Origin of the sequence: Duganella sp. sic0402, assembly GCF_019219065.1 — a bacterium.
Taxonomy (GTDB): Bacteria; Pseudomonadota; Gammaproteobacteria; order Burkholderiales; family Burkholderiaceae_D; genus Rugamonas.
In genome coordinates, this window is sequence record NZ_JAHUWK010000006.1 from 163902 (window position 1) to 184698 (window position 20797).

Here is a 20797-nt window from a genome sequence, read left to right on the forward strand (position 1 = left end):
CACTAATTCTTATTAAACATACACGCGGCGCAGCAATGACTGCACGTTGTAACCGGGGAGCTTAAATGCAATCTACACAAGACATCACCATCAATCCAGCGCTGGTCCCATCGGCTGCTGCGAGCACCGCCAGCAGCCCAGCCGTCGCTGCCAGCGCACTCGGTGACTACCGCATCATCCGCCGTAACGGCGCGGTCGTCGCGTTTGAACCGTCGAAAATTGCAGTCGCCATGACCAAAGCCTTCCTGGCGGTCAACGGCGGACAGGGCGCAGCATCGGCCCGTATCCGCGAACTGGTCGAAGAACTGACCAACAACGTGGTCACCGCGCTGGTGCGCCGCCAGCCATCCGGCGGCACCTTCCACATCGAAGACGTGCAGGACCAGGTTGAACTGGCGCTGATGCGTTCGGGCGAACACGACGTGGCCCGCGCCTACGTGCTGTACCGCGCCAAGCAGATGGAAGAGCGCCGCGCCGCCAAGGAAGCCGCCGGTGGTGGCGCCGCCATCGCCGCGCCGCAAATCAATGTGCTGGAAAACGGCGAGCGCAAGCCGCTGGAACTGTCGCGTGTGACCGGCCTGATCGCCGCCGCCTGCATCGGCCTGGAAAAACACGTGGACGCCGACGCCATCGTCGCTGAAACCCTGAAAAACCTGTACGACGGCGTACCGGTCGAAGAGCTGCACAAATCCGCCATCCTGGCTGCCCGCGCGCTGATGGAAAAGGATCCTGCGTACTCGCAAGTGACCGCCCGCATCCTGCTGCACACCATCCGTAAGGAAGTGTTCGGCAAGGAAGTGGCGCAAGCCAACGCCGCCGCTGAATACGTCACCTACTTCCCGCAGTACATCGCCAAAGGTATCGCCGCCGAGCTGCTGGACACCAAACTGGGCGAGTTCGACCTGGCCCGCCTGGCGAAAGCCATCGTTGCCGACCGCGACCTGCAATTCGGCTACATCGGCCTGCAAACCCTGTATGACCGCTACTTCCTGCACATCCGCGACGTGCGCATCGAAATGCCGCAGGCGTTCTACATGCGCGTGGCGATGGGCCTGGCACTGAACGAAAGCGACCGCGAAGCGCGCGCCATCGAGTTCTACAATCTGCTGTCAACCTTCGACTTCATGTCGTCGACCCCGACCCTGTTCAACTCGGGCACGCTGCGCTCGCAACTGTCGTCGTGCTACCTGACCACCGTCTCGGACGACCTGGAAGGCATTTACGACGCGATCAAGGAAAATGCACTGCTGGCCAAGTTCGCCGGCGGCCTGGGCAACGACTGGACGCCAGTGCGTGCGCTGGGCGCCCACATCAAGGGCACCAACGGCAAATCGCAAGGCGTGGTGCCGTTCCTGAAAGTGGTCAACGACACCGCCGTGGCAGTCAACCAGGGCGGCAAGCGCAAGGGCGCGGTGTGCGCCTACCTGGAAACCTGGCACATGGACATCGAAGAGTTCCTGGACCTGCGTAAAAACACCGGCGATGACCGCCGCCGCACCCACGACATGAACACCGCCAACTGGATTCCAGACCTGTTCATGAAGCGTGTGATGGAAAAAGGCGCGTGGACCCTGTTCTCGCCATCCGACACCCCGGACCTGCACGACCTGGTCGGCAAGGCTTTCGAAAAAGCCTACCTCGGCTACGAAGCCAAGGCTGCCGCCGGCGAAATCCGCGTGTTCAAGAAGATCGAAGCGCTGGACCTGTGGCGCAAGATGCTGTCGATGCTGTTTGAAACCGGCCACCCATGGATCACTTTCAAAGACCCATGCAACATCCGTTCGCCACAGTCGCACGTCGGCATGGTCCACAGCTCGAACCTGTGCACCGAGATCACGCTGAACACCGGTCCTGACGAAATCGCCGTCTGCAACCTGGGCTCGGTCAACCTGCCAGCCCACATGAAAGAGGGCAAGCTGGACCACGTCAAGCTGCAGAAAACCATCCGCACCGCAATGCGCATGCTGGATAACGTGATCGACATCAACTACTACGCGGTTGAGAAAGCACGCAACGCCAATATGCGCCACCGTCCGGTCGGCCTGGGCGTGATGGGCTTCCAGGACTGCCTGCACATGATGCGCGTGCCATTCTCGTCGATGGAATCGGTGCAGTTCGCCGACACCTCGATGGAAGCCGTCTGCTACTACGCCTACCTGGCATCGACCGAGCTGGCTGAAGAACGCGGCCACTATGCGTCGTACAAAGGTTCGCTGTGGGATCGCGGCATCCTGCCACAGGATTCGATCAAGCTGCTGGCCGAAGAGCGCGGCGGCTACCTGGAACAGGATCTGTCGGCAGCGATGGACTGGACTCCGGTGCGCGAGCGCATCGCCAAGTTCGGCATGCGTAACTCGAATTGCGTGGCGATCGCTCCGACCGCGACCATTTCGAACATCATCGGCGTGTCGGCTTGCATCGAGCCAACCTTCCAGAACCTGTACGTGAAATCCAACCTGTCGGGCGAGTTCACCGAGATCAACTCCTACCTGGTGCGTGACCTGAAAGCGCGTGACCTGTGGGATGAGGTGATGATCGCCGACCTGAAATACTTCGACGGCTCGCTGGCCAAGATCGACCGCATCCCGAACGACCTGCGCGACATCTACGCTACCGCGTTTGAAGTGTCGCCAAGCTGGCTGGTGGAAGCTGCATCGCGCCGCCAGAAGTGGATCGACCAGGCGCAGTCGCTGAACATCTACATGGCCGGCGCATCGGGCAAGAAACTGGACGAGACCTACAAGCTGGCCTGGCTGCGTGGCCTGAAAACCACCTACTACCTGCGTACCATTGCGGCTACCCACACGGAGAAGTCGACCACCAAGACCGGCGCGCTGAACGCGGTGGCAGTGGATGGCGGCATGTCGGCAAGCGCCAAGGCAGCCGCACCGGCGCCAGTGGCAGCTGTGCCGGCCGCTGCGGAAGCCGATGGCGAAGCCTGCTACCTGCGTCCAGGCGACGATGGTTTCGAGGAATGCGAAGCCTGCCAATAAGTTAAGCATCGCGCCGCTGCCGGCTGACCGGCGGTGGCGCATCACCACATATATATAGAGGAATTGATTATGTCGCTGTCCTGGGACGAAGAGGCCGCACCGGCCAAACAAGCTGCCAACCACGCTGCCATCGAAAGCGAAGGTACTGCTGAACAAGTCGCGCTGCGCGTCAACGCCGATGACAAGCGCATCATCAACGGTAAAACCGACGTCAACCAGCTGGTGCCGTTCAAGTACAAATGGGCCTGGGACAAATACCTGGCTGGCTGCGCCAACCACTGGATGCCGCAGGAAGTGAATATGCAGCGCGACATCGAGCTGTGGAAGAACCCGAACGGCCTGACCGACGACGAGCGCCGCCTGGTTAAGCGCAACCTGGGCTTCTTCGTCACCGCCGACTCGCTGGCCGCCAACAACATCGTGCTGGGCACCTATCGCCACATCACCGCCCCTGAGTGCCGCCAGTACCTGCTGCGCCAGGCGTTCGAGGAAGCGATCCACACCCACGCCTACCAGTACATCGTCGAATCGCTGGGCCTGGACGAGCAGGAAATCTTCAACGCCTATAACGAGATCAAATCGATCCGTGACAAGGACGAGTTCCTGATCCCGTTCATCAACACGCTGACCGACCCGGCCTTCACCACCGGCACCGTGGAGCAGGACCAGAAACTGCTCAAATCGCTGATCGTATTCGCCTGCCTGATGGAAGGCCTGTTCTTCTACGTCGGCTTCACCCAGATCCTGGCGCTGGGCCGCCAGAACAAGATGATGGGCGCCGCCGAGCAGTACCAGTACATCCTGCGCGACGAATCGATGCATTGCAACTTCGGCATCGATCTGATCAACACCATCAAGATGGAAAATCCGCTGCTGTGGACTCCTGCCTTCAAGGAAGAGATCAAGGCGCTGTTCCTGGAAGCGGTGGATCTGGAGTACGCCTACGCCGAAGACACCATGCCACGCGGCGTGCTGGGCCTGAACGCCACCATGTTCAAAGGCTACCTGCGCTTCATCGCCAACCGCCGCGCCACCCAGATCGGCCTGGAAACCCTGTTCGACCAGGAAGACAATCCATTCCCATGGATGAGCGAGATGATCGACCTGAAGAAAGAGCGTAACTTCTTCGAGACCCGCGTCATCGAGTACCAGACCGGCGGCGCGCTGAACTGGGACTAATCTCTCTCTATTAGTAGCACCTCCAAAGCCCGGCGATTGCCGGGCTTTGTCATTTCTCGGGCAGGTCGAACTGCTGCATCGCTTAAGCCACCAGGTGTTCGATGTACGCGGCAAAGGCTGGACTATGCTCGTCGTGGGTGAGGGCGCCGAGGTAGCCGTCGGGGCGGATCAGGGCGATGTCGCCTGGTGTGAAGCCGTAGGCGTCACGCAGATGGCCTTGCTGGTCGCGCAGTTCGGCACGCTCGCCGACGTTGACGATGCGCAGTCCGCGACGCGGTGCATACGCCGCCGCGGCGGCAGGCTCATAGCGCAGCATTATCCAATCTGCCGATTTCAATAGCGAAAACAAACGCAGCGGCTGTCCACCGGCGCCGACGCATGGCGCGTCTGGTGCGCGGTAGCCGGCGCGTAGCGGCGCATCGTCACCGCGTTCGTCGAGCGACAAGGAGGATGCGGGATAGCCCAGATCGAGTTGCTGTTGTTCGCGGCCGCGCCGCAGGTCGCCGCTGTCGCGGGCGGCGTCGAGCAGGCGAGTGGACATGCCGAGCATCCCGGCGGCGATCTCGCGGCGCTCTTCTGCATAGGTGTCGAGCAGCGCCTCATCGGCGCCGCGCAGCGCGGCCGCCAGCTTCCATCCCAGATTCCACGCATCCTGCACGCTGGTGTTGAGACCTTGTCCGCCGGTCGGCGGATGTATGTGCGCCGCGTCGCCGGCGATGAATACGCGGCCCACTCGATAGCGGTCTGCTAGCCGGGCACTCATCGCGTAATCGGAGCGCCAGTGCACGGTGTGCAGCCGGATGTCGGAACGGCCGGTGCGCTCGGCGATGGCGGCTGCGATACCAGCGTCCGACAGATCGAATACGCCTTCGAGCGGGATCGGCATCTGCAACTGGAACAGCGTCGTTCCCTGCAAAGGACATAAGCTAATTTGCTGAGCGCCTTTGCCCCAGCGATGCCACACCTCGCGCGTCAAGCCGCTGAGTGACAGGTCGGCTACCACCGCACGCGCGTCCAGCGCTTTGCCAGGGAAGCCGATGTTCAGAATTTTGCGCACCAGGCTGCGACCGCCATCGGCGCCGATCAGGTAGCGCGCGCGGATGTCGATCTCGCCGAGCGGCGTGCGTACGCGCGCTGTCACGCCGCTGTCATCTTGGTCGAAGCCGGCCAGCGCATGGGCGTAGCGTGGTGTGTGTCCCAGCTCGGCCAGCCGCGTGCGCAGGATGCTTTCGGTCAGGTGCTGGGGCAGCATCAGCGGTGCTCCGTAGGGTTCGGCCGGCGTGGCGGCGCTGGCGGCGACCGTCGCTTCATCGCGGTAGCCGCCGTCGGCGGCGTAGTGGCGCTGCGCCGGATAGCGTCCGCCAGCGGCGATCATACGGTCGGCTACATCCAGCGCTTCGAAGATTTCCAGCGTGCGCGGCTGGATCCCTTTGCCGCGCGAGCCGGCGAACGGCGCGTCCACCTGGTCGATCAGCACGAAGGGAATGTGGCGGCGCGCCAGATCGATCGCCAGTGTCAGCCCGGCCGCGCCGGCGCCGCAGATAAGAATGTCAGTGTCCATCAGTTATTCCTTTATATGTGTATTTTGCACATATTATTCCGGCCGAAAAATCGTGTCAAGAATTATGTGTATAATGCACATATGAATAAAGATATCCGCGATATGCATGACGCGCTGCTCGACATCATCGGCTTTATGAGCCGTCCCGAGCCCGACGTCGCCCTGATGGCAGACATGGCCATGCCGCTCGAACGCGCGCTGCTACCGCTGCTGGTGCGCATTGATCGTCGCGGTCCGATTGGCGTGGTGGAGCTGGCCGATCTGGTCGGGCGCGACTACACCACCGTCAGCCGCCAGGTCGCCCGTCTCGATGAACTGGGGCTGGTGGTACGTCGCGCCGGCGCGCGCGACAAGCGCGTACGCGAAGCCGAGGTGACTGAACTGGGACGCGAGATGGCCGACGCCATCGACCGCACGCGCGAACAGCTGGTTGGTGAATTGATGGCGGATTGGAGTAGCGCCGAGCGGCGCGACCTGTCGCGTCTACTCAAACGCATGGCCGCCAGCATGAACGAGTGGATGGTCAGCCGTAAGTCGGAGGATGCCGAGTAGCGCCTTCCGCATTTCAAACGCCGCCCGCAGCGGCATGCCTTAACGTCGATTTACACCACTTCGGTCAGCGCGCTGCGCGTTCGATCAGTCACTCTAAAACGCAGGCGCGGTGCGGTGCACCGCTGTATTCCGCTTGCTATTCGTCTTACTCTGTCTCATAATCGCGACGAATTAAAAACAGCGAGTGGTGGCGGCGCGCAGATGCAGCGCAAGCGCTCTCGGATTCGGAAGCGGGTGACGCGAATTTCAAGCCGACGACGGCGGCATCGAAGAAACCCAGGCAGCATAAGGCTTACTTTGAAGTGCGATTTTTTGGCGCGATGCGCTCGGCACTTCCCGAACCCGATTGAGCGCGCGTGAAGCAGGCGCGATGACGCAAACGAGCAGGTTGAATCGGTATGCGTATGTGAGTTGGCGAGCGTTGGCGCTAAAAAAAGCGCGTGAATATCTAACGTGCCGGTTGCGCATCGATAAGGTTTTCGTGTACTTTACGAACTTGAAAATACGTGTTTTAAAAAGTGCGTTGAAATTTCGGAAGTACGCACCACGTAGTGAAGACCAAGCAGTGAAGACCGAATACGGGATACTGATTCACACCATATGCACAAGACCACGTCGTCGTTTTTATTCAACCGTCTTGCCTGATTGAGTTCAGGCCGGGCGGTTTTTTGTTTGAAAACGAAAATCGCGACGTGGCTGCGACGCAGGTTCCAGGAGCTGAGTACACGCCCGGACCACCGCAAAACGTCGCGACAAGATTTGTATCTGCACGCTGTTCCAGCTATGGAAAGCGGGTGGATCGATGGCTGAAGCGCTGCACTTGTGAGGAGATGCAGCAGTTCAGCTAGTGCCGAATTCATTAGCGCAAACCGCTTTAGTTTGCGCCGATGAATAATTCGCCTGGCCCAATTCCGGGTCGGACGGGTTTAAATCTTGTAAACGAATTTTTTCCCATCCCCGATGAAGGAGAACTAAACATGGCTACCGCCGCAAAGAAACCAGCAGCTAAGAAAGCTGCCGCACCAGCAAAGAAAACCACCGCCGCTAAACCAGCTGTGAAAGCAGCCGCCAAGCCAGCAGTGAAAAAAGCAGCTGCCAAGCCAGCCGCTAAACCAGCTGTCAAAAAAGCTGCCGCTAAACCAGCAGCCAAGCCAGCAGTGAAAAAAGCTGCCGCTAAACCAGCAGCAAAACCAGCTGTGAAAAAAGCAGCCGCTAAACCAGCAGCGAAGAAAACCGTCGCTAAAGCAGCAGCTAAACCAGCAGCTAAGCCAGCAGTGAAAAAAGTCGCCGCTAAACCAGCAGCGAAAAAAGTAGCCGCTAAACCAGTCGCGAAAAAGACTGTCGCCAAAGCAGCAGCCAAGCCAGCAGCGAAAAAAGTCGTCGCTAAACCAGCAGCGAAAAAAGTAGCCGCCAAGCCAGCAGCGAAGAAAACCGTCGCCAAAGCAGCAGCTAAGCCAGCAGCGAAAAAAGTCGCCGCTAAACCAGCCGCCAAAAAAGTAGCTGCTAAACCAGCTGCTAAAAAAGTCGCTGCCAAGCCAGCCGCCAAGAAAGTCGCTGCTAAACCAGCCGCCAAGCCAGCAGCCAAAAAAGCTGTCGCCAAAAAACCTGTAGCAAAAGCAGCAGCCAAGCCAGCTGCAAAGGTAGCGGCTAAGCCAGCAGCAAAAAAGCCAGTTAAGGCAGCCGCTAAGCCAGCAGCTGCCAAGCCAGTCGCCAAAAAAGCGGCTGCTAAACCGGCCGCCAAGCCGGCCGCCAAGCCAGCAGCCGCACCGGCAGCGCCAGCAGCCGCCGCTGCTCCAGCCGCCAAGCCAGCAGTGAAAAAAGCTGCGCCGAAAAAAGCAGCTCCAAAAAAGGAAGCCGCTAAACCAGCAGCAGCTAAACCAGTAGCAGCCGCTCCGGCAGCAGCACCAGCCGCTCCGGCCGCCGCTCCAGCAGCAAAAACCGTACTGGCGCCGGCCGCAGCATGGCCGTTCCCAACCAGCACCCGCCCTTCCTAAGCCTTAAACGCTTAGCCTGTTGAGGCGCAATGGCCGCTGTGTGAGACAATCACACAGCGGCTTTTTTATTGGAGGGGTTCCGTGCTGATTAGTATTATTAAGTTGATTGTCGACGCCATCGCCGTCCTGCTGGGCGGCGCCTTGCTGCTGCGCTTCTGGATGCAGGCGATCCGCGTGCGTCCACCGTCGTCGGTGGCGCAGTTCACTTTCCAATTATCGGACTGGCTGGTGCGTCCGCTGCGCCGGATTGTGCCTGGCGTGGGCGGCTATGACTGGGCCAGCCTGATCGGCGCCTTCCTGATTGTGCTGGCGGCGACCTCGGTGCTGTTCCTGGCCGGCTGGCCGGCGCCTGCCGTGCTGCTGGCGGCGTGCCAGCGCTTCCTCGAATGGATTTTGTATGGCTTTATGGCCTTGCTGGTGATTGAGGCGATCTTCAGCTGGGTGAATCCGCATGCGCCGCTGGCGCCGTTTGTGCGCGCGCTGAACGAGCCGCTGCTGCGGCCGATCCGCCGCGTGGTGCCACTGGTGGGGAATCTGGATCTGTCGCTGCTGGTGGCGATTATTCTGCTGCAGATCGCGCTGTTGCTGCTTGGTGTGGCCTTTACCGGGCATTGAGTTCTAACCCCAGCGTCAAAAGCAAAAGCAGGCCGGTGGCCTGCTTTTTTTTACGGGGGCGCCTTGCGGGTTTTAGTAGCGGTAGCCGAAGGCTGCCTCGAACTGGTCGGCGATTTCGGCGGTGCTGAAGCTGTGGTTCTGCGCGCCCTGGTGGGCGATCTTGATCGCGCCCAGCAGGCTGGCCAGGCGGCCGGTGGTTTCCCAGCTCCAGCCCTTGGTGATGCCGAACAGCAGGCCGGCGCGGTAGGCGTCGCCGCAGCCGGTCGGGTCCAGCGCCGCCGCCACCGGCACGGCCGGGATCTCGATGCGCTGGCCCTTGGTGTGGATCTCCGAACCTTGCTCGCCACGGGTGACGATCAGCGCTTCCACGCGGCTGGCGATATCTTCCAGCGTCAGGCCGGTGCGCTCGATCAGCAATTCGATTTCATAATCGTTGGTGGTGACGTAGGTGGCTTTGTCGATGAAATCAATCAGCTCTTCGCCATTGAACATCGGCAGCTGCTGGCCTGGATCGAAGATAAACGGGATGTTCAGCTTGGACAGGTCGTCGGCGTGCTTTTTCATGCCCAGGTGGCCATCCGGCGAGATGATCGCCAGGCGCGCAGGACCGGCTTTGGCGATGTCATTCTCATGCGCGTACGACATGGCGCCAGGGTGGAAGGCGTTGATCTGGTTGTTGTCCTGGTCGGCGGTGACGAAGCACTGGGCGTTGTACGCGTCCTGTTTGATCAGGATGTTGTCGGTGGACAGACCCAGTTTGCGGAAGCGCTCCATGTACGCCATATTGTCCTGCCCCATGACGCCGACGATGCGCGGCTCGCCGCCCAGCAGCTTCAGGTTGTAGGCGATGTTGGGCGCGCAGCCGCCGAATTCGGTGCGCATGGTCGGCGCCAGGAACGAGACGTTCACCTTGTGCAGCTGGTCCGGCAGCAGGATGCTGTCGAAGCGGTTCGGGAATTGCAGGATGGTGTCGATGGCGATCGAACCGCAAATCAAAGAGGTCTGGGTCATGATAGGTCTTTATGGATAGAAGACTGCGATGTGATAGCCGGATGCTTTCAGATCGTGTAATTCAAAATACAGTTTAACGGCTTGCTCCGTATGCGGGGCGAATCCTTTGTCGATCGCGATGCCGGCGCCCAGGTAGTCGCGCGGCGTGAACACGCGGCGCAGAATGCGTTTGTCGTTGGCGTCGTCCAGCGTCAGCTCGATCGATGGCCAGGCTTGCGCGCTGCGGCTCTGGTTGCGCAGCAGCGTGGTGAAGGAGAAGGCGGTCTCGCTCAGGGTTTGCAGTTCGCCCTGTTCGATCACCAGATCGTCGATCTGCGTCGGCAGCTCGATCTGGCAGCCGAGCGCGTTGCAGACGGCGGTCAGCGCCGGTTTCAGCGGCGGCATGGCGGCCGCCAAGGTGTTGCGGAAGGTGGTCACGGCCTGGCCCAACAGGGCCAGCACCAGCAGCAGCGAGCCGAGGATCATGCCGATGGTGGCGGCCTTGCCGTATTTGCGGCGCAGCCGCTCGCGTTTGACGAAGCCAGGTTCTTCCGGCTCTGCGTGGTCTTCATGCGCCGGCGCCTCCTGCGCGCTGGCGGCGTGCAGGAAGGTGTGGGCGCTGGCCACCTGCGCCTGCGACATGCCGGCCGACGATAGCTGTACCAGCGCCTCTTCGTCAGCTTCATCGAGTTCGTCGTGGTGCAGTGGGCGGGGCTCGCTGTCGGCGTCGGCACTGAAGCTGGCCAGGTCGGTGTCGATGCTGGCGCGCTCTTCCTCGGGCGTGGGGCTGTCGTTTTCGGCCGCGAAGATGGCGGCGTCGGCAGCCGCCAGTGCGGAGTCGAGGCCGGGACCGGCGCCGGCTTGCGGTTCGTCCAGCGCGGCGTCATCCCATGTGGGTTCGGTGCGGCCGGTGGCGATGCCGGCGTAGGCGTCTTCGCTGACTGGCTGGCCGTCCTCGTCGTGCTGGATGTCGGCCAGCGTTTGCTCCATTGCGAGCAGTTCAGCTTCCAGCGCGGCTTCCAGTTCCTCGTCGCTCAGGTTGTCGGCCGGGATCAGTGCGTCGTCGCTGAGCGGCACGGCGGCGACCTCGGGCTCGATGCTGGCTTCCAGGTCGGGTTCGGACTCCATGTCCAGGTCGAGATCGAATAGCGCTTCGCGCTCAGCCGGCAGCATGACCGGCTCGGCAGGCAGTGGGAAGGGCGTTGCCGTGAAGCTGACGGCGTCGTCGAATTCGGCTTCGGTGTCTGGCTCGGATTCAGGCGCCGGCTCCGGTGCGGATTCGACCGGCGGCGCATCCAGTTCCAGCACCGGCTCGGCGTCGTCGGTTGCCAGCACTTCAGCGGCGTGCGAGTCGAGTTCGGCCATTTTCTGGTCGAAGGGAATCGCGTCGGGAAGGGGTGTTACAGGGAGTGGCGTCGGCGGCTCCAGCAGGGCCGCGTTGCCATCAAAGACTTCATTGCAGGAGCCGCAGCGGACTATGCCCCCACGTAATTTCAACTGGTCATGGGCGACCCGAAATACCGTGTTGCAGTGGGGGCATTTAGTGGCGAGCGCCATGTATGCGGATTAACGCGCAGCCGGAACGGTGTCGCTACCCAGGCGGCCGTGCAGCGCCACCCAGCCTTCTTGCTCGGCCCATACGCCCAGCTTGATGAACGGCGCGTAAGCCGCAGCCACTTCTTCCGCCTGGCGCGCCAGCACGCCGGACAGGATCAGCGAACCGCCTTCGGCGACGCGGCCGGACAGCATCGGCGCCATCAGCTTCAGCGGGCTGGACAGGATGTTGGCCACCACGGTGTCGAAACGCTGCGTGGCGTGCTGCGACTCGGCGAAGCTGTCCGGCAGGAAGTAGCCGATCTCGCAGTGGTTGCGCTGGGCGTTGTCGGCAGCCGACTCGATCGCTTGCGGATCGATGTCCACGCCGACCACTTCGCCGGCGCCGGTTTTCTTGGCCACCATGGCCAGGATGCCGGAACCGCAGCCGTAATCCAGCACGGTTTTGCCTGGTTTCGGATTGGCTTCCAGCCACTCCATGCACAGACGGGTGGTCGGATGGCTACCGGTGCCGAAGGCCAGGCCCGGATCCAGTTCCAGGATCAGCGCGTCCGGATTCGGCGCTTCGTGCCACGACGGCACGACCCAGATGTTCTTGCCGATGTGGATAGGCGCGAACTGCGACTGGGTCAGACGCACCCAGTCCTGTTCTTCCACCTTGCGGGTGGTGAATTTCGGCAGCGTGGTCAGGCCGATCTGGCCGGCGGCGGCCGCGACGATCACCGCCTGGTCGTCCTCTTCGTCGGTCAGGGCGACCACGCGGCTATGATCCCAGGCCGCTTCGGTCGGCTCCATGCCGGGCTCGCCGAACAGCGGTTTTTCCGCGTCGGTGCCTTCGTCCGCGTCTTCCACGGACACCGACAGCGCGCCCACGTCCATCAGGGCTTCCGACAGTGCTTCCGCGTGGTCGCGGGCGATTTCGATGACGATTTCAGTCCAGCTCATTTCTTTAACCTTTGTTGCTCAGGCTCAGTTTGTGCAGGTCGGGCATATCGGCCAGCTTCTGTTCCAGGTAGTGAATATTGGTGCCGCCTTCGATGAAGCGGGCGTCCACCATCAGCTCGCGGTGCAGCGGGATGTTGGTGGAGATGCCTTCGACCACCATTTCCGACAGCGCGATCTGCATGCGGCGGATCGCCTGCTCGCGGGTGGCGCCGTAGGAAATGACCTTGCCGATCATCGAATCGTAGTGTGGTGGCACATAATAACCCGCATACGAGTGCGAGTCGACGCGCACGCCCGGACCGCCCGGCACGTGCCAGGAAGTGATGCGGCCTGGCGACGGGGTGAACTTGAACGGGTCTTCGGCGTTGATGCGGCACTCGATGGCGTGGCCGGACAGCATCACGTCGCGCTGGCGGAAGCGCAGCTTTTCGCCAGCGGCGATGCGGATCTGTTCCTGCACGATGTCGATGCCGGTGATCATTTCGGTGACCGGGTGTTCGACCTGCACGCGGGTGTTCATTTCAATGAAGTAGAACTCGCCGTTTTCGTACAGGAACTCGAAGGTGCCTGCGCCGCGATAGCCGATCTTGCGGCAGGCTTCAGCGCAGCGTTCACCGACTTTTTCAATCAGCTTGCGTGGAATGCCTGGCGCAGGCGCTTCCTCGATCACCTTCTGGTGACGGCGCTGCATCGAGCAGTCGCGCTCGCCCAGCCAGACGGCGTTTTTGTGTTCGTCGGCGAGGATCTGGATTTCCACGTGGCGTGGATTCTCCAGGTACTTCTCCATATACACTTCAGGATTGCCGAAGGCCGTACCGGCTTCGGTCTTGGTCATCTGCACCGCGTTGATCAGCGCTGCTTCCGTATGCACCACGCGCATGCCGCGACCGCCGCCGCCGCCAGCCGCCTTGATGATGACCGGGTAGCCGACCTTGCGGGCGATCTGCACGATGGCTTTCGGGTCGTCCGGCAGTGCGCCTTCCGAGCCTGGCACGCAAGGCACGCCGGCCTTGATCATGGTCTGCTTGGCGGTGACTTTGTCACCCATGGTGCGGATCGATTCGGAGCGCGGGCCGATGAAGACGAAGCCGGATTTTTCCACGCGCTCGGCGAAGTCGGCGTTTTCCGACAGGAAGCCGTAGCCTGGGTGGATGGCTTCAGCGTCGGTGACTTCGGCGGCGCTGATGATGGCCGGCATGTTCAGGTAGCTGAGCGACGATGGCGCCGGACCGATACATACCGATTCATCCGCCAACTTTACGTATTTGGCGTCTTTGTCTGCTTCCGAGTGGACCACAACCGTCTTGATGCCCAGTTCGCGGCAGGCGCGCTGGATACGGAGGGCAATTTCGCCACGGTTGGCAATAAGGATTTTTTCAAACATGATAGGTTCGCTAGGTCTGTGAGCGCCGATTGGCTGCGTCAGGTGAGGAGGGATTGCGGACCAAGAAGGCGCGCCCGTACCGGCGGGGCAGGGCGCAGGCCGTTCTTAGCCGATCACAAACAGCGGTTGGCCGAATTCGACCGGCTGGCCGTTTTCGACCAGGATCTGGGTGATGGTGCCGGATTTGTCGGCGTCGATTTCATTCAGCAGCTTCATCGCTTCGATGATGCACAGGGTGTCGCCTTCCTTGACGACAGCGCCAACTTCCACGAACGCTGCCGCGCCTGGCGCCGACGAGCGGTAGAAGGTGCCGACCATCGGCGATTTGACGATGTGGCCGGTTGGCTCTGCTGCGGCTGGAGCAACTGCGGCGGCGGCGGCCGGTGCGGCAGCCTGGGCTGGCGCGCTGTATTGCGGGATGGCTTGCGGCTGCATCATGACCATCTGATTTTGCGGCAGGGCCGACGATTTGACGATGCGGACTTTGCTCTCGCCTTCGGTCACTTCGAGTTCGGCGATGTCCGATTCTGCGACCAAATCAATCAAGGTCTTCAGCTTGCGTAGATCCATGTAACCCCCAGGAATGTCTTGTTTGTATGATATTGCGGTGGCGCCTTGTGGGCGGAACCGGTCTGAAATAAGCGCAGATCGCGTAGGTTATCGCTTTTTAAGGACAAAGTCGATGGCAAACCGATATCCATCGATACCCAGTCCGCAGATCGTCCCTATTGCGATCGCGCTCAGGAATGAATGGTGGCGAAACGACTCGCGCTGGTAAATATTCGAAATATGCACTTCCACAAACGGGATGGCCACCCCTGCCAGCGCGTCGCGCAAGGCAACGCTGGTATGGGTCAGCCCTCCCGGATTGATGACAATGGCGTCCACGCCTTCCGTTTTGGCGGCATGGATGCGATCGATCAGTGCACCTTCGTGGTTGCTTTGAAAGCAAGACAAGCTCGCACCCGCTGCCTGGGCTTGTGCCTGGGCAGCTTGTTCGATGTCGGCCAAAGTGCTTGCGCCGTAGACCTCGGGCTCACGGCTTCCCAGCAAATTCAGGTTGGGTCCGTTGAGCAGTAGGAGGTTTTTTGCCATGATTCCTGAGCCTTCTCCGCGAAAGATCCGCATTTTGACGCCAACTGCTGACATTTGGCAAGAGAAAAAAACTTGTGAAACTATTTATAGAGTTGCCAAATCTTTGCGCAGCTCATCAAACTTGAGGCGGCCGAGGTAAGTCTTCTTGACTTGGCCGTCGGCGCCGATCAGTACCGTGAACGGCAGGCCGCCCTGGCTGTTGCCGAACTGGCGTGACAGCTCGGTGCCGTTCATGCCGGACACGAAGACCGGGTAGGTAATCTTATATTTGTCGCTAAATTCCGCGATATTGGATGGCGAATCAATGCCAATTCCGATAACTTGCAGCTTCTTGCCTGCTTCTCCCGTGGCCAGCTCGGACAGTTCCGGCATTTCCTGCACACACGGCGCACACCAGGTTGCCCAGAAATTCACCAGCATCGCCTTGCCTTTGTACTGGGCCAGCGGCGTGGACACGCCCTTGGCGTCCGGCAGCGTCTCTTTATATAGTGCCTCGACCGGTCCGGTGACGCCGGCCGGCTGGGTGGCGCTCAAAGGGGCCGGCTGCGGGGCATTTTGTTTTTGATAGCCGACATAGGCGCCCGAGGCGGCAAATATCAGGCCGACAACAATATAGGCTTTCAGGTGTTTTGGATTCATGGTGTGGTGTGGGTGCTATGGGTGCTGTTAACTAATAGGGCGCGTACTGTGGCGATGTCGGCGCGGGCCAGTTTGCCGTCGCCACGGGTTTTCACGGCGCCGCGCAAATCGTCCAGCTCATATAAGGCAGCGTGCACGCCTTCTTTGTGCCACATGAAGCTGACTGTCTCGACCATGCCGTAGCGCGGTCCCTTGAAGTGCGGCGTTTCCGAGATGTCGATTTGTACATTCCGGTTGAGCAGGAAGATCTCCACTTCTTTGGCGCTGTCGGCAAACAATTGCAGATGGATGTCGTCATGCGTGCCGGCCGTGCCATTTAATACCGAGCCGGTCAGGTAGGGATGGAACTTTTCCAGGCCTTCCATGATATCAACCGCCAGCGTGCGCAGGCGGAACAGGCGCGCCAGCTGGGTGTTGGCATGGAATAGCGACTGGTAGATGCGCACCTCGGCCTCGATCTGCGCATGGTCCGGCAGCAGGTTCAGCGGTGGTTGCGTGTCGCCGAGGATCTGCCTGGCCGCCTTGCGTTTGGCCGTGTTGTAGTCGGCGCCATCCTCCGCGATCAGGCGAGCGGCGGCGGCGGCGATTTCGGCGCGCAGGAGCAGGAGTTCTTCGTTCACATTGGAAGTCATGGACAAGATAATACTCTGAACCGGGAAAAGCGCGTCGGCTCAGGTAAAATCGCGTATTCAGTCAGCTGTCATCGTCTTTTTACTATGCACATTCACATCCTCGGTATTTGCGGCACCTTCATGGGCGGCCTGGCGGTCCTGGCGAAAGAAGCGGGCCACCGCGTCACCGGCTGCGACGCCAACGTCTATCCTCCGATGAGCACCCAGCTGGAAGCACAGGGCATCGAACTGATCACCGGCTACGGCCCGGAGCAGACCGCGCTGAACCCGGATCTGTACGTGATCGGCAACGTGGTCACGCGCGGCAACCCGCTGATCGAGGAAATCATGAACCGTGGCCTGCCGTATGTCTCCGGCCCGCAGTGGATAGGCGAACATATACTACGAGATAAATGGGTGCTGGCCGTGGCCGGCACGCACGGCAAGACCACCACCACCGCCATGCTGACCTGGATACTGGAAGACGCCGGCTACGCGCCTGGCTTCCTGATCGGCGGCGTGCCGAAGAACTTCGGCGTATCGGCGCGCATGCAGGGCGACAAGGATTCGATCTTCTTCGTCATTGAGGCAGACGAGTATGACACCGCCTTCTTCGATAAGCGCAGCAAGTTCGTCCATTACCACACCAAGACCGCCATCCTGAACAACCTGGAATACGATCACGCCGACATCTTCCCTGATCTGGGCGCGATTGAAACCCAATTTCACCATCTGGTGCGCACCGTGCCGGGCATCGGCCGGGTCATCTTCAATGGCGACGAGGAACCCTTGCAGCGCGTGCTGAAGCGCGGCTGCTGGAGCGAGAAAGAGAGTTTTGGCCGCACGAACGGCTCGGATTGGGCGCTGAACGAGTTCGATGACGGCAGCTTCGAGGTGCTGTTCCAGGGCGAAGTGGCCGGCCGCGTCGAATGGTCGCTGACCGGCAAGCACAACCGCGCCAATGCGCTGGCGGCGATTGCCGCCGCGCGCCACGTCGGCGTGCCGATCGCACAAGCAGCCAAATCGCTGGCCACCTTTGAGAACGTCAAGCGCCGCATGGAAGTGCGCGGCGTGGTTAACAATATCACCGTCTACGACGACTTTGCCCACCATCCAACCGCCATCGCCACCACCGTCGGTGGCTTGCGCCAGAAGACAGGCAAGGACACACGTATCCTGGCCGTGCTGGAGCCACGCTCCAACACCATGAAGCTGGGCACCATGAAAGACGCCCTGCCGGGCAGCCTGAGCGACGCCGACCTGGTCTTCGGTTTCGGCAGCGAGCAGGCGCTGGGCTGGAATCTGGGCCAGGCACTGTCGCCGCTCGGCGATACCGCCAGCGCCTATGAAGATATCGACGCGCTGGTAGCGGCCGTGGCCAAGGCCGCGCAGCCGGGCGACCAGATTATTGTGATGAGCAACGGCGGCTTCGGCGGCGTGCACGACAAGATCCTGAAAGCGCTGGCCTGATGATTCTGTATCTGCACGGCTTTCGCTCCTCGCCGCAATCGATGAAGGCGCGCGTGGTGGTGGAGCGCATGGCGGCGCTGGGGCTGGCCGATCAGGTGAGGTCGCCGCAACTGCCGGCCTCGCCCAAGCTGGCGATCGAACTGGCGCTGTCCCTGGTGAAAGATGTCCCGGCCGAAGCACTGAGCATTATCGGCTCCTCGCTGGGCGGTTACTACGCGACGTGGCTGGCCGAACGCATTGGCTGCAAAGCGGTGCTGCTGAACCCGGCCATCGTGCCGCGCGTGAACCTGGACCAGCACGTAGGCGTCACCACCCAGTACCACTCGGACGAGCCGTTTGAATTTAAACGCGAATACATTAATGAGCTGCATGCGCTGGAAGTGCCGCAGATCAGCCAGCCGGAACGCTATTTCCTGGTTGCCGCCACCGGCGACGAAGTGCTGGACTACCGCGACATGCTGGCTCACTACCGGGGCGCGCGCCAGCATCTGATTCAGGGCAGCGATCACGCGATCTCCGAGTTCCCGGACTATGTGGACGAGGTACTGGCCTTCTGCGGCGTCGGGGCGCGGTCTTGAGCGCGCCGCCAAGAAGCGCCTCGCTGCGGCAGGCGCAGTGGCAGCCGCATGTGCTGGCGCTGAACCCGCCGCCAGCCTATGCGCCGTGGCTGACGGCAGGCGGTTCGCTGACTGCGCGGCTGAAAGCACACAGTCATAATTTCCGCGTACAGTGCCTGCATCAGCGCATCGAGCGCTGCCTCAGCGACGAGGCGGTGGCGATCGGCATGCACCGGCCCGGCCGCGTGTGGGAAAGGGAAGTGCTGCTGAGATGTGATAATACGCCTGCGGTATTCGGCCACACGGTGGTGCCGATGTCGGCCAACGCCAGCGATTGGCCGCTGTTCAGCACCTTGGGTGAACGTTCGCTGGGCACCACGCTGTTTGGCGATCCGCTGGTCAAACGCGGTGTGTTGGAATTTGCAAGATTGCGCGAAGGGCATCCTTTGGCGCAACGCGCGCGCGCGGCGCTCGGGGCGGCCGCGCCACGGGATCAAATATTATATGCACGGCGCTGTTTATATCAGCGCCGCCAAGGTACGCTGCTGGTAACGGAAGTATTCCTGCCGTCTGTGCTGGAACTGATTAAAACGAACACGAATAAACAATGAATGTATTTTTTGAAGAATCCGGCGATTTCAAAGTCGGCAGCGTAATGACCCAGGCCGGCGAGGCGTATCAGGTCGAGATGGCCAGCGGCAAGCGTACCAAGGTCAAGGCCAAGGACGTGCTGCTGCAATTCGACAAGCCGGCGCCAGCCGAACTGATGGAACAGGCCAAGACCATCTCCGCCGAGATCGACCTGGAATTCCTGTGGGAAGTCGCTGGCGAGGAAGAGTTCGGCTTTGCCGAGCTGGGCGCGGAATATTTCGGCCATGCGCCGCAGCCTGCTGAAGCGGCTGGCCTGATCCTGAGCCTGCATTCGTCGCCGGTGTATTTCTATAAGAAGGGCCGTGGCCGCTACAAGGCCGCGCCCGAGCAATCGCTGCGCGCCGCGCTGGCCGGTATCGAGAAGAAGAAACAGCAGGCGCTGGTCCAGCAGGGCTATGTTGAAGAACTGAAGGCCAATAAGCTGCCGGAGTCGATGCAGAACATCGTCATGCAGCTGCTGTTCAAGCCGGACAAGAATTCCATCGAATACAAGGCGCTGGACGCCGCCTGCGCCGAGCTGCACACCAATCCGCAACGCCTGATGCTGGCGGTTGGCGGCGTGACGTCGCCGAAGGCGCTGCACATGGCCAAGTTCCTGTTCGAGAATTTCCCGAAAGGCGCCGGCTTCCCGGACGTGCCTGCGCCATCCGCGCCGGCCAATCTGCCGGTGGCGAATGTGGAAGCCTTCTCGATCGATGACGTGACCACCACCGAGATTGACGATGCCTTCTCGATCACCAAACTGGACGATGGCAAGGTCAAGATCGGCATCCACATCGCCGCGCCTGGCCTGGGCATCAAGCCGGATGACGCGATCGACAAGCTGGCGCGTGCGCGCATGTCGACCGTCTACATGCCGGGCGATAAGATCACCATGCTGCCGGATAACATCGTTGATGCGTTCACGCTGGCCGAGGGCAAGACCTGCCCGGCGCTGTCGCTGTACGCCACCTTGAATACCGAAGACTGGTCGGTGCTGGCCACCGAAACCCGCGCCGAGATGGTGCCCATCGCGAACAACCTGCGCCACAACGACCTGGACGATTTGGTCAATGAGGAAACCCTGGCCAGCGGCGAGGGCGACTATCCGCGCAAGGAAGAACTGGGCCTGATCTGGAAATGGGCGCAAGTGCTGGAAGCAGCGCGCATGGTCAAGCGTGAAGGTTTCGGCCTGAAGCCGGAGCAGAACAACCGCGTCGATTTCAACTTCTATGTGGAAGACGATGTGGTTACCGTGTCCCGCCGCAAGCGCGGTGCGCCGCTGGACAAGATCGTCGCCGAGCTGATGATCTTCGCCAACAGCACCTGGGGCAAGCTGATGCACGACAACGGCGTGCCGGGCATTTACCGCAGCCAGGGCCGTGGCGTCGGCGGCTGGAACGCCAAGATGCAGGTGCGTATGCTGACCCACGCCGCGCCGCACGAGGGCCTGGGCGTCGATCAGTACGCATGGAGCACCTCGCCGCTGCGCCGTTATACCGACCTGGTGAACCAGTGGCAGATTCTCGCCTGCGCCGAGAAGGGCGTGATGGCGCCGCTGGTCGCGCACTTCAAGCACAAGGATGCGGGGCTGTTTGCGATCGTGTCGCAGTTTGATGCGGCGTATTCTGCGTATGCGGACCACCAGTCGAATATGGAACGCTACTGGTGCCTGCGCTGGCTGGGCCAGGAGAATGCGCGCCAGGTCGAGGCGGTGGTGCTGAAGGACGAAGTGCTGCGCCTGACCGATATTCCGCTGATCATCCGCCTGCCGGGCATGCCTTCCGTGGCGCGCGGGGCGCAGGTCAAGCTGGATATCCTGCGCTGGGACGAGGTGGATCTGACCATCGAAGCGCGCATCCTGGAAATCCCGACCGATGCGGCGCCAGCCGATGTCGACTTCGAGGACGACGTGGAAGACGCGCCGGAAGAATCGGTCGACGCGCCGGAAGTGGCGGTCGAGGTGGCTGCCGAAGCTGCCGCCGAGCCACCGCCGGCGGTGTAAAATCAGCCACATCTCTTTAGTCC

The 20797-nt window shown here is 61.3% G+C and carries 18 protein-coding genes; 9 read left to right on the forward strand and 9 right to left on the reverse strand.

The annotated features are described in order from the left end of the window. The first annotated feature begins 65 nt into the window (after positions 1–65). Together KW842_RS16360 and KW842_RS16365 are read left to right on the forward strand one after the other, a co-directional pair. Positions 66–2993, forward strand: coding sequence for a ribonucleoside-diphosphate reductase subunit alpha (locus KW842_RS16360; protein ID WP_218305170.1), 2928 nt, complete (start codon positions 66–68; stop codon positions 2991–2993). Between the two features lie 69 nt (positions 2994–3062). After that, on the forward strand, positions 3063–4172 hold the full coding sequence (locus KW842_RS16365; RefSeq protein ID WP_218305171.1) for a ribonucleotide-diphosphate reductase subunit beta: 1110 nt from the start codon (positions 3063–3065) through the stop codon (positions 4170–4172). 82 nt (positions 4173–4254) lie between these two features. Here the strand turns inward: KW842_RS16365 and KW842_RS16370 are convergent, their stop codons facing one another. Next, positions 4255–5733 carry an FAD-dependent oxidoreductase gene (locus tag KW842_RS16370; RefSeq protein ID WP_218305172.1) on the reverse strand — a complete coding sequence of 493 codons (1479 nt, stop codon included), beginning with the start codon at positions 5731–5733 and terminating at the stop codon, positions 4255–4257. Positions 5734–5814: 81 nt separating this feature from the next. Here KW842_RS16370 and KW842_RS16375 point away from each other — a divergent pair, with 81 nt between their 5' ends. From KW842_RS16375 to KW842_RS16385, 3 genes are all read left to right on the forward strand, one after another. Then, positions 5815–6285, forward strand: coding sequence for a MarR family winged helix-turn-helix transcriptional regulator (locus KW842_RS16375; RefSeq protein ID WP_229223734.1), 471 nt, complete (start codon positions 5815–5817; stop codon positions 6283–6285). A gap of 887 nt (positions 6286–7172) precedes the next feature. Further along, positions 7173–8279: a hypothetical protein gene (locus KW842_RS16380; protein WP_218305173.1), complete on the forward strand. Its 1107-nt coding sequence runs from the start codon at positions 7173–7175 to the stop codon at positions 8277–8279. Between the two features lie 81 nt (positions 8280–8360). After that, complete coding sequence (locus KW842_RS16385) at positions 8361–8894, forward strand: YggT family protein (protein WP_373925193.1); 534 nt, start codon at positions 8361–8363, stop codon at positions 8892–8894. A 72-nt stretch (positions 8895–8966) separates the two neighbouring features. Here KW842_RS16385 and KW842_RS16390 read toward each other — a convergent pair whose 3' ends face one another. From KW842_RS16390 to KW842_RS16425, 8 genes are all read right to left on the reverse strand, one after another. Then, positions 8967–9905 (reverse strand): carbohydrate kinase family protein, encoded by a 939-nt coding sequence (locus KW842_RS16390; RefSeq protein WP_218305174.1) that lies wholly within the window; start codon positions 9903–9905, stop codon positions 8967–8969. A 9-nt stretch (positions 9906–9914) separates the two neighbouring features. After that, positions 9915–11441 (reverse strand): DUF3426 domain-containing protein, encoded by a 1527-nt coding sequence (locus KW842_RS16395; protein ID WP_218305175.1) that lies wholly within the window; start codon positions 11439–11441, stop codon positions 9915–9917. Between the two features lie 9 nt (positions 11442–11450). Then, on the reverse strand, positions 11451–12383 hold the full coding sequence (prmA, locus tag KW842_RS16400) for a 50S ribosomal protein L11 methyltransferase (RefSeq protein WP_218305176.1): 933 nt from the start codon (positions 12381–12383) through the stop codon (positions 11451–11453). 4 nt (positions 12384–12387) lie between these two features. Beyond that, entirely contained in the window at positions 12388–13767 is a 1380-nt protein-coding gene (gene accC / locus KW842_RS16405; RefSeq protein WP_218305177.1) for an acetyl-CoA carboxylase biotin carboxylase subunit, read from the reverse strand. A 105-nt stretch (positions 13768–13872) separates the two neighbouring features. Beyond that, the gene (gene accB, locus KW842_RS16410) at positions 13873–14337 is read right to left on the reverse strand and encodes an acetyl-CoA carboxylase biotin carboxyl carrier protein (RefSeq protein WP_218305178.1); all 465 of its coding nucleotides are present in this window, start codon (positions 14335–14337) and stop codon (positions 13873–13875) included. Between the two features lie 87 nt (positions 14338–14424). Next, on the reverse strand, positions 14425–14862 hold the full coding sequence (gene aroQ, locus KW842_RS16415; protein ID WP_218305179.1) for a type II 3-dehydroquinate dehydratase: 438 nt from the start codon (positions 14860–14862) through the stop codon (positions 14425–14427). A gap of 84 nt (positions 14863–14946) precedes the next feature. After that, entirely contained in the window at positions 14947–15501 is a 555-nt protein-coding gene (locus KW842_RS16420) for a TlpA disulfide reductase family protein (RefSeq protein WP_218305180.1), read from the reverse strand. Next, positions 15498–16133, reverse strand: coding sequence for a hypothetical protein (locus KW842_RS16425; RefSeq protein WP_218305328.1), 636 nt, complete (start codon positions 16131–16133; stop codon positions 15498–15500). The genes KW842_RS16420 and KW842_RS16425 overlap by 4 nt, the downstream gene beginning before the upstream one ends. 84 nt (positions 16134–16217) lie before the next feature. Here KW842_RS16425 and mpl point away from each other — a divergent pair, with 84 nt between their 5' ends. Genes mpl through KW842_RS16445 form a run of 4 tightly spaced genes read left to right on the forward strand, consistent with a single transcriptional unit; the run spans position 16218 to position 20774 of the window. Next, complete coding sequence (gene mpl, locus KW842_RS16430; RefSeq protein ID WP_218305181.1) at positions 16218–17582, forward strand: UDP-N-acetylmuramate:L-alanyl-gamma-D-glutamyl-meso-diaminopimelate ligase; 1365 nt, start codon at positions 16218–16220, stop codon at positions 17580–17582. Continuing rightward, positions 17582–18160, forward strand: a complete 579-nt coding sequence (locus tag KW842_RS16435; protein WP_218305182.1) for a YqiA/YcfP family alpha/beta fold hydrolase — start codon at positions 17582–17584, stop codon at positions 18158–18160. The genes mpl and KW842_RS16435 overlap by 1 nt, the downstream gene beginning before the upstream one ends. Further along, positions 18157–18750, forward strand: a complete 594-nt coding sequence (locus KW842_RS16440; protein ID WP_218305183.1) for a chorismate lyase — start codon at positions 18157–18159, stop codon at positions 18748–18750. The genes KW842_RS16435 and KW842_RS16440 overlap by 4 nt, the downstream gene beginning before the upstream one ends. After that, a complete protein-coding gene (locus KW842_RS16445; protein ID WP_218305184.1) occupies positions 18747–20774 on the forward strand; it encodes a ribonuclease catalytic domain-containing protein in 2028 nt (675 codons plus the stop codon). The genes KW842_RS16440 and KW842_RS16445 overlap by 4 nt, the downstream gene beginning before the upstream one ends. Positions 20775–20797 lie beyond the last annotated feature (23 nt).

Excerpts from the sequence above, each read along its gene's own strand:
- prmA (WP_218305176.1), bottom strand. The coding sequence starts at position 12,383 with ATGAGCTGGACTGAAATCGTCATCGAAATCGCCCGCGACCACGCGGAA.
- KW842_RS16390 (WP_218305174.1), bottom strand. The coding sequence starts at position 9,905 with ATGACCCAGACCTCTTTGATTTGCGGTTCGATCGCCATCGACACCATC.
- KW842_RS16425 (WP_218305328.1), bottom strand. The coding sequence starts at position 16,133 with ATGACTTCCAATGTGAACGAAGAACTCCTGCTCCTGCGCGCCGAAATC.
- KW842_RS16360 (WP_218305170.1), top strand. The coding sequence starts at position 66 with ATGCAATCTACACAAGACATCACCATCAATCCAGCGCTGGTCCCATCG.
- KW842_RS16420 (WP_218305180.1), bottom strand. The coding sequence starts at position 15,501 with ATGAATCCAAAACACCTGAAAGCCTATATTGTTGTCGGCCTGATATTT.
- KW842_RS16375 (WP_229223734.1), top strand. The coding sequence starts at position 5,815 with ATGAATAAAGATATCCGCGATATGCATGACGCGCTGCTCGACATCATC.
- mpl (WP_218305181.1), top strand. The coding sequence starts at position 16,218 with ATGCACATTCACATCCTCGGTATTTGCGGCACCTTCATGGGCGGCCTG.
- KW842_RS16435 (WP_218305182.1), top strand. The coding sequence starts at position 17,582 with ATGATTCTGTATCTGCACGGCTTTCGCTCCTCGCCGCAATCGATGAAG.
- KW842_RS16395 (WP_218305175.1), bottom strand. The coding sequence starts at position 11,441 with ATGGCGCTCGCCACTAAATGCCCCCACTGCAACACGGTATTTCGGGTC.
- accB (WP_218305178.1), bottom strand. The coding sequence starts at position 14,337 with ATGGATCTACGCAAGCTGAAGACCTTGATTGATTTGGTCGCAGAATCG.
- KW842_RS16380 (WP_218305173.1), top strand. The coding sequence starts at position 7,173 with ATGAATAATTCGCCTGGCCCAATTCCGGGTCGGACGGGTTTAAATCTT.
- accC (WP_218305177.1), bottom strand. The coding sequence starts at position 13,767 with ATGTTTGAAAAAATCCTTATTGCCAACCGTGGCGAAATTGCCCTCCGT.
- KW842_RS16365 (WP_218305171.1), top strand. The coding sequence starts at position 3,063 with ATGTCGCTGTCCTGGGACGAAGAGGCCGCACCGGCCAAACAAGCTGCC.
- aroQ (WP_218305179.1), bottom strand. The coding sequence starts at position 14,862 with ATGGCAAAAAACCTCCTACTGCTCAACGGACCCAACCTGAATTTGCTG.
- KW842_RS16370 (WP_218305172.1), bottom strand. The coding sequence starts at position 5,733 with ATGGACACTGACATTCTTATCTGCGGCGCCGGCGCGGCCGGGCTGACA.
- KW842_RS16445 (WP_218305184.1), top strand. The coding sequence starts at position 18,747 with ATGAATGTATTTTTTGAAGAATCCGGCGATTTCAAAGTCGGCAGCGTA.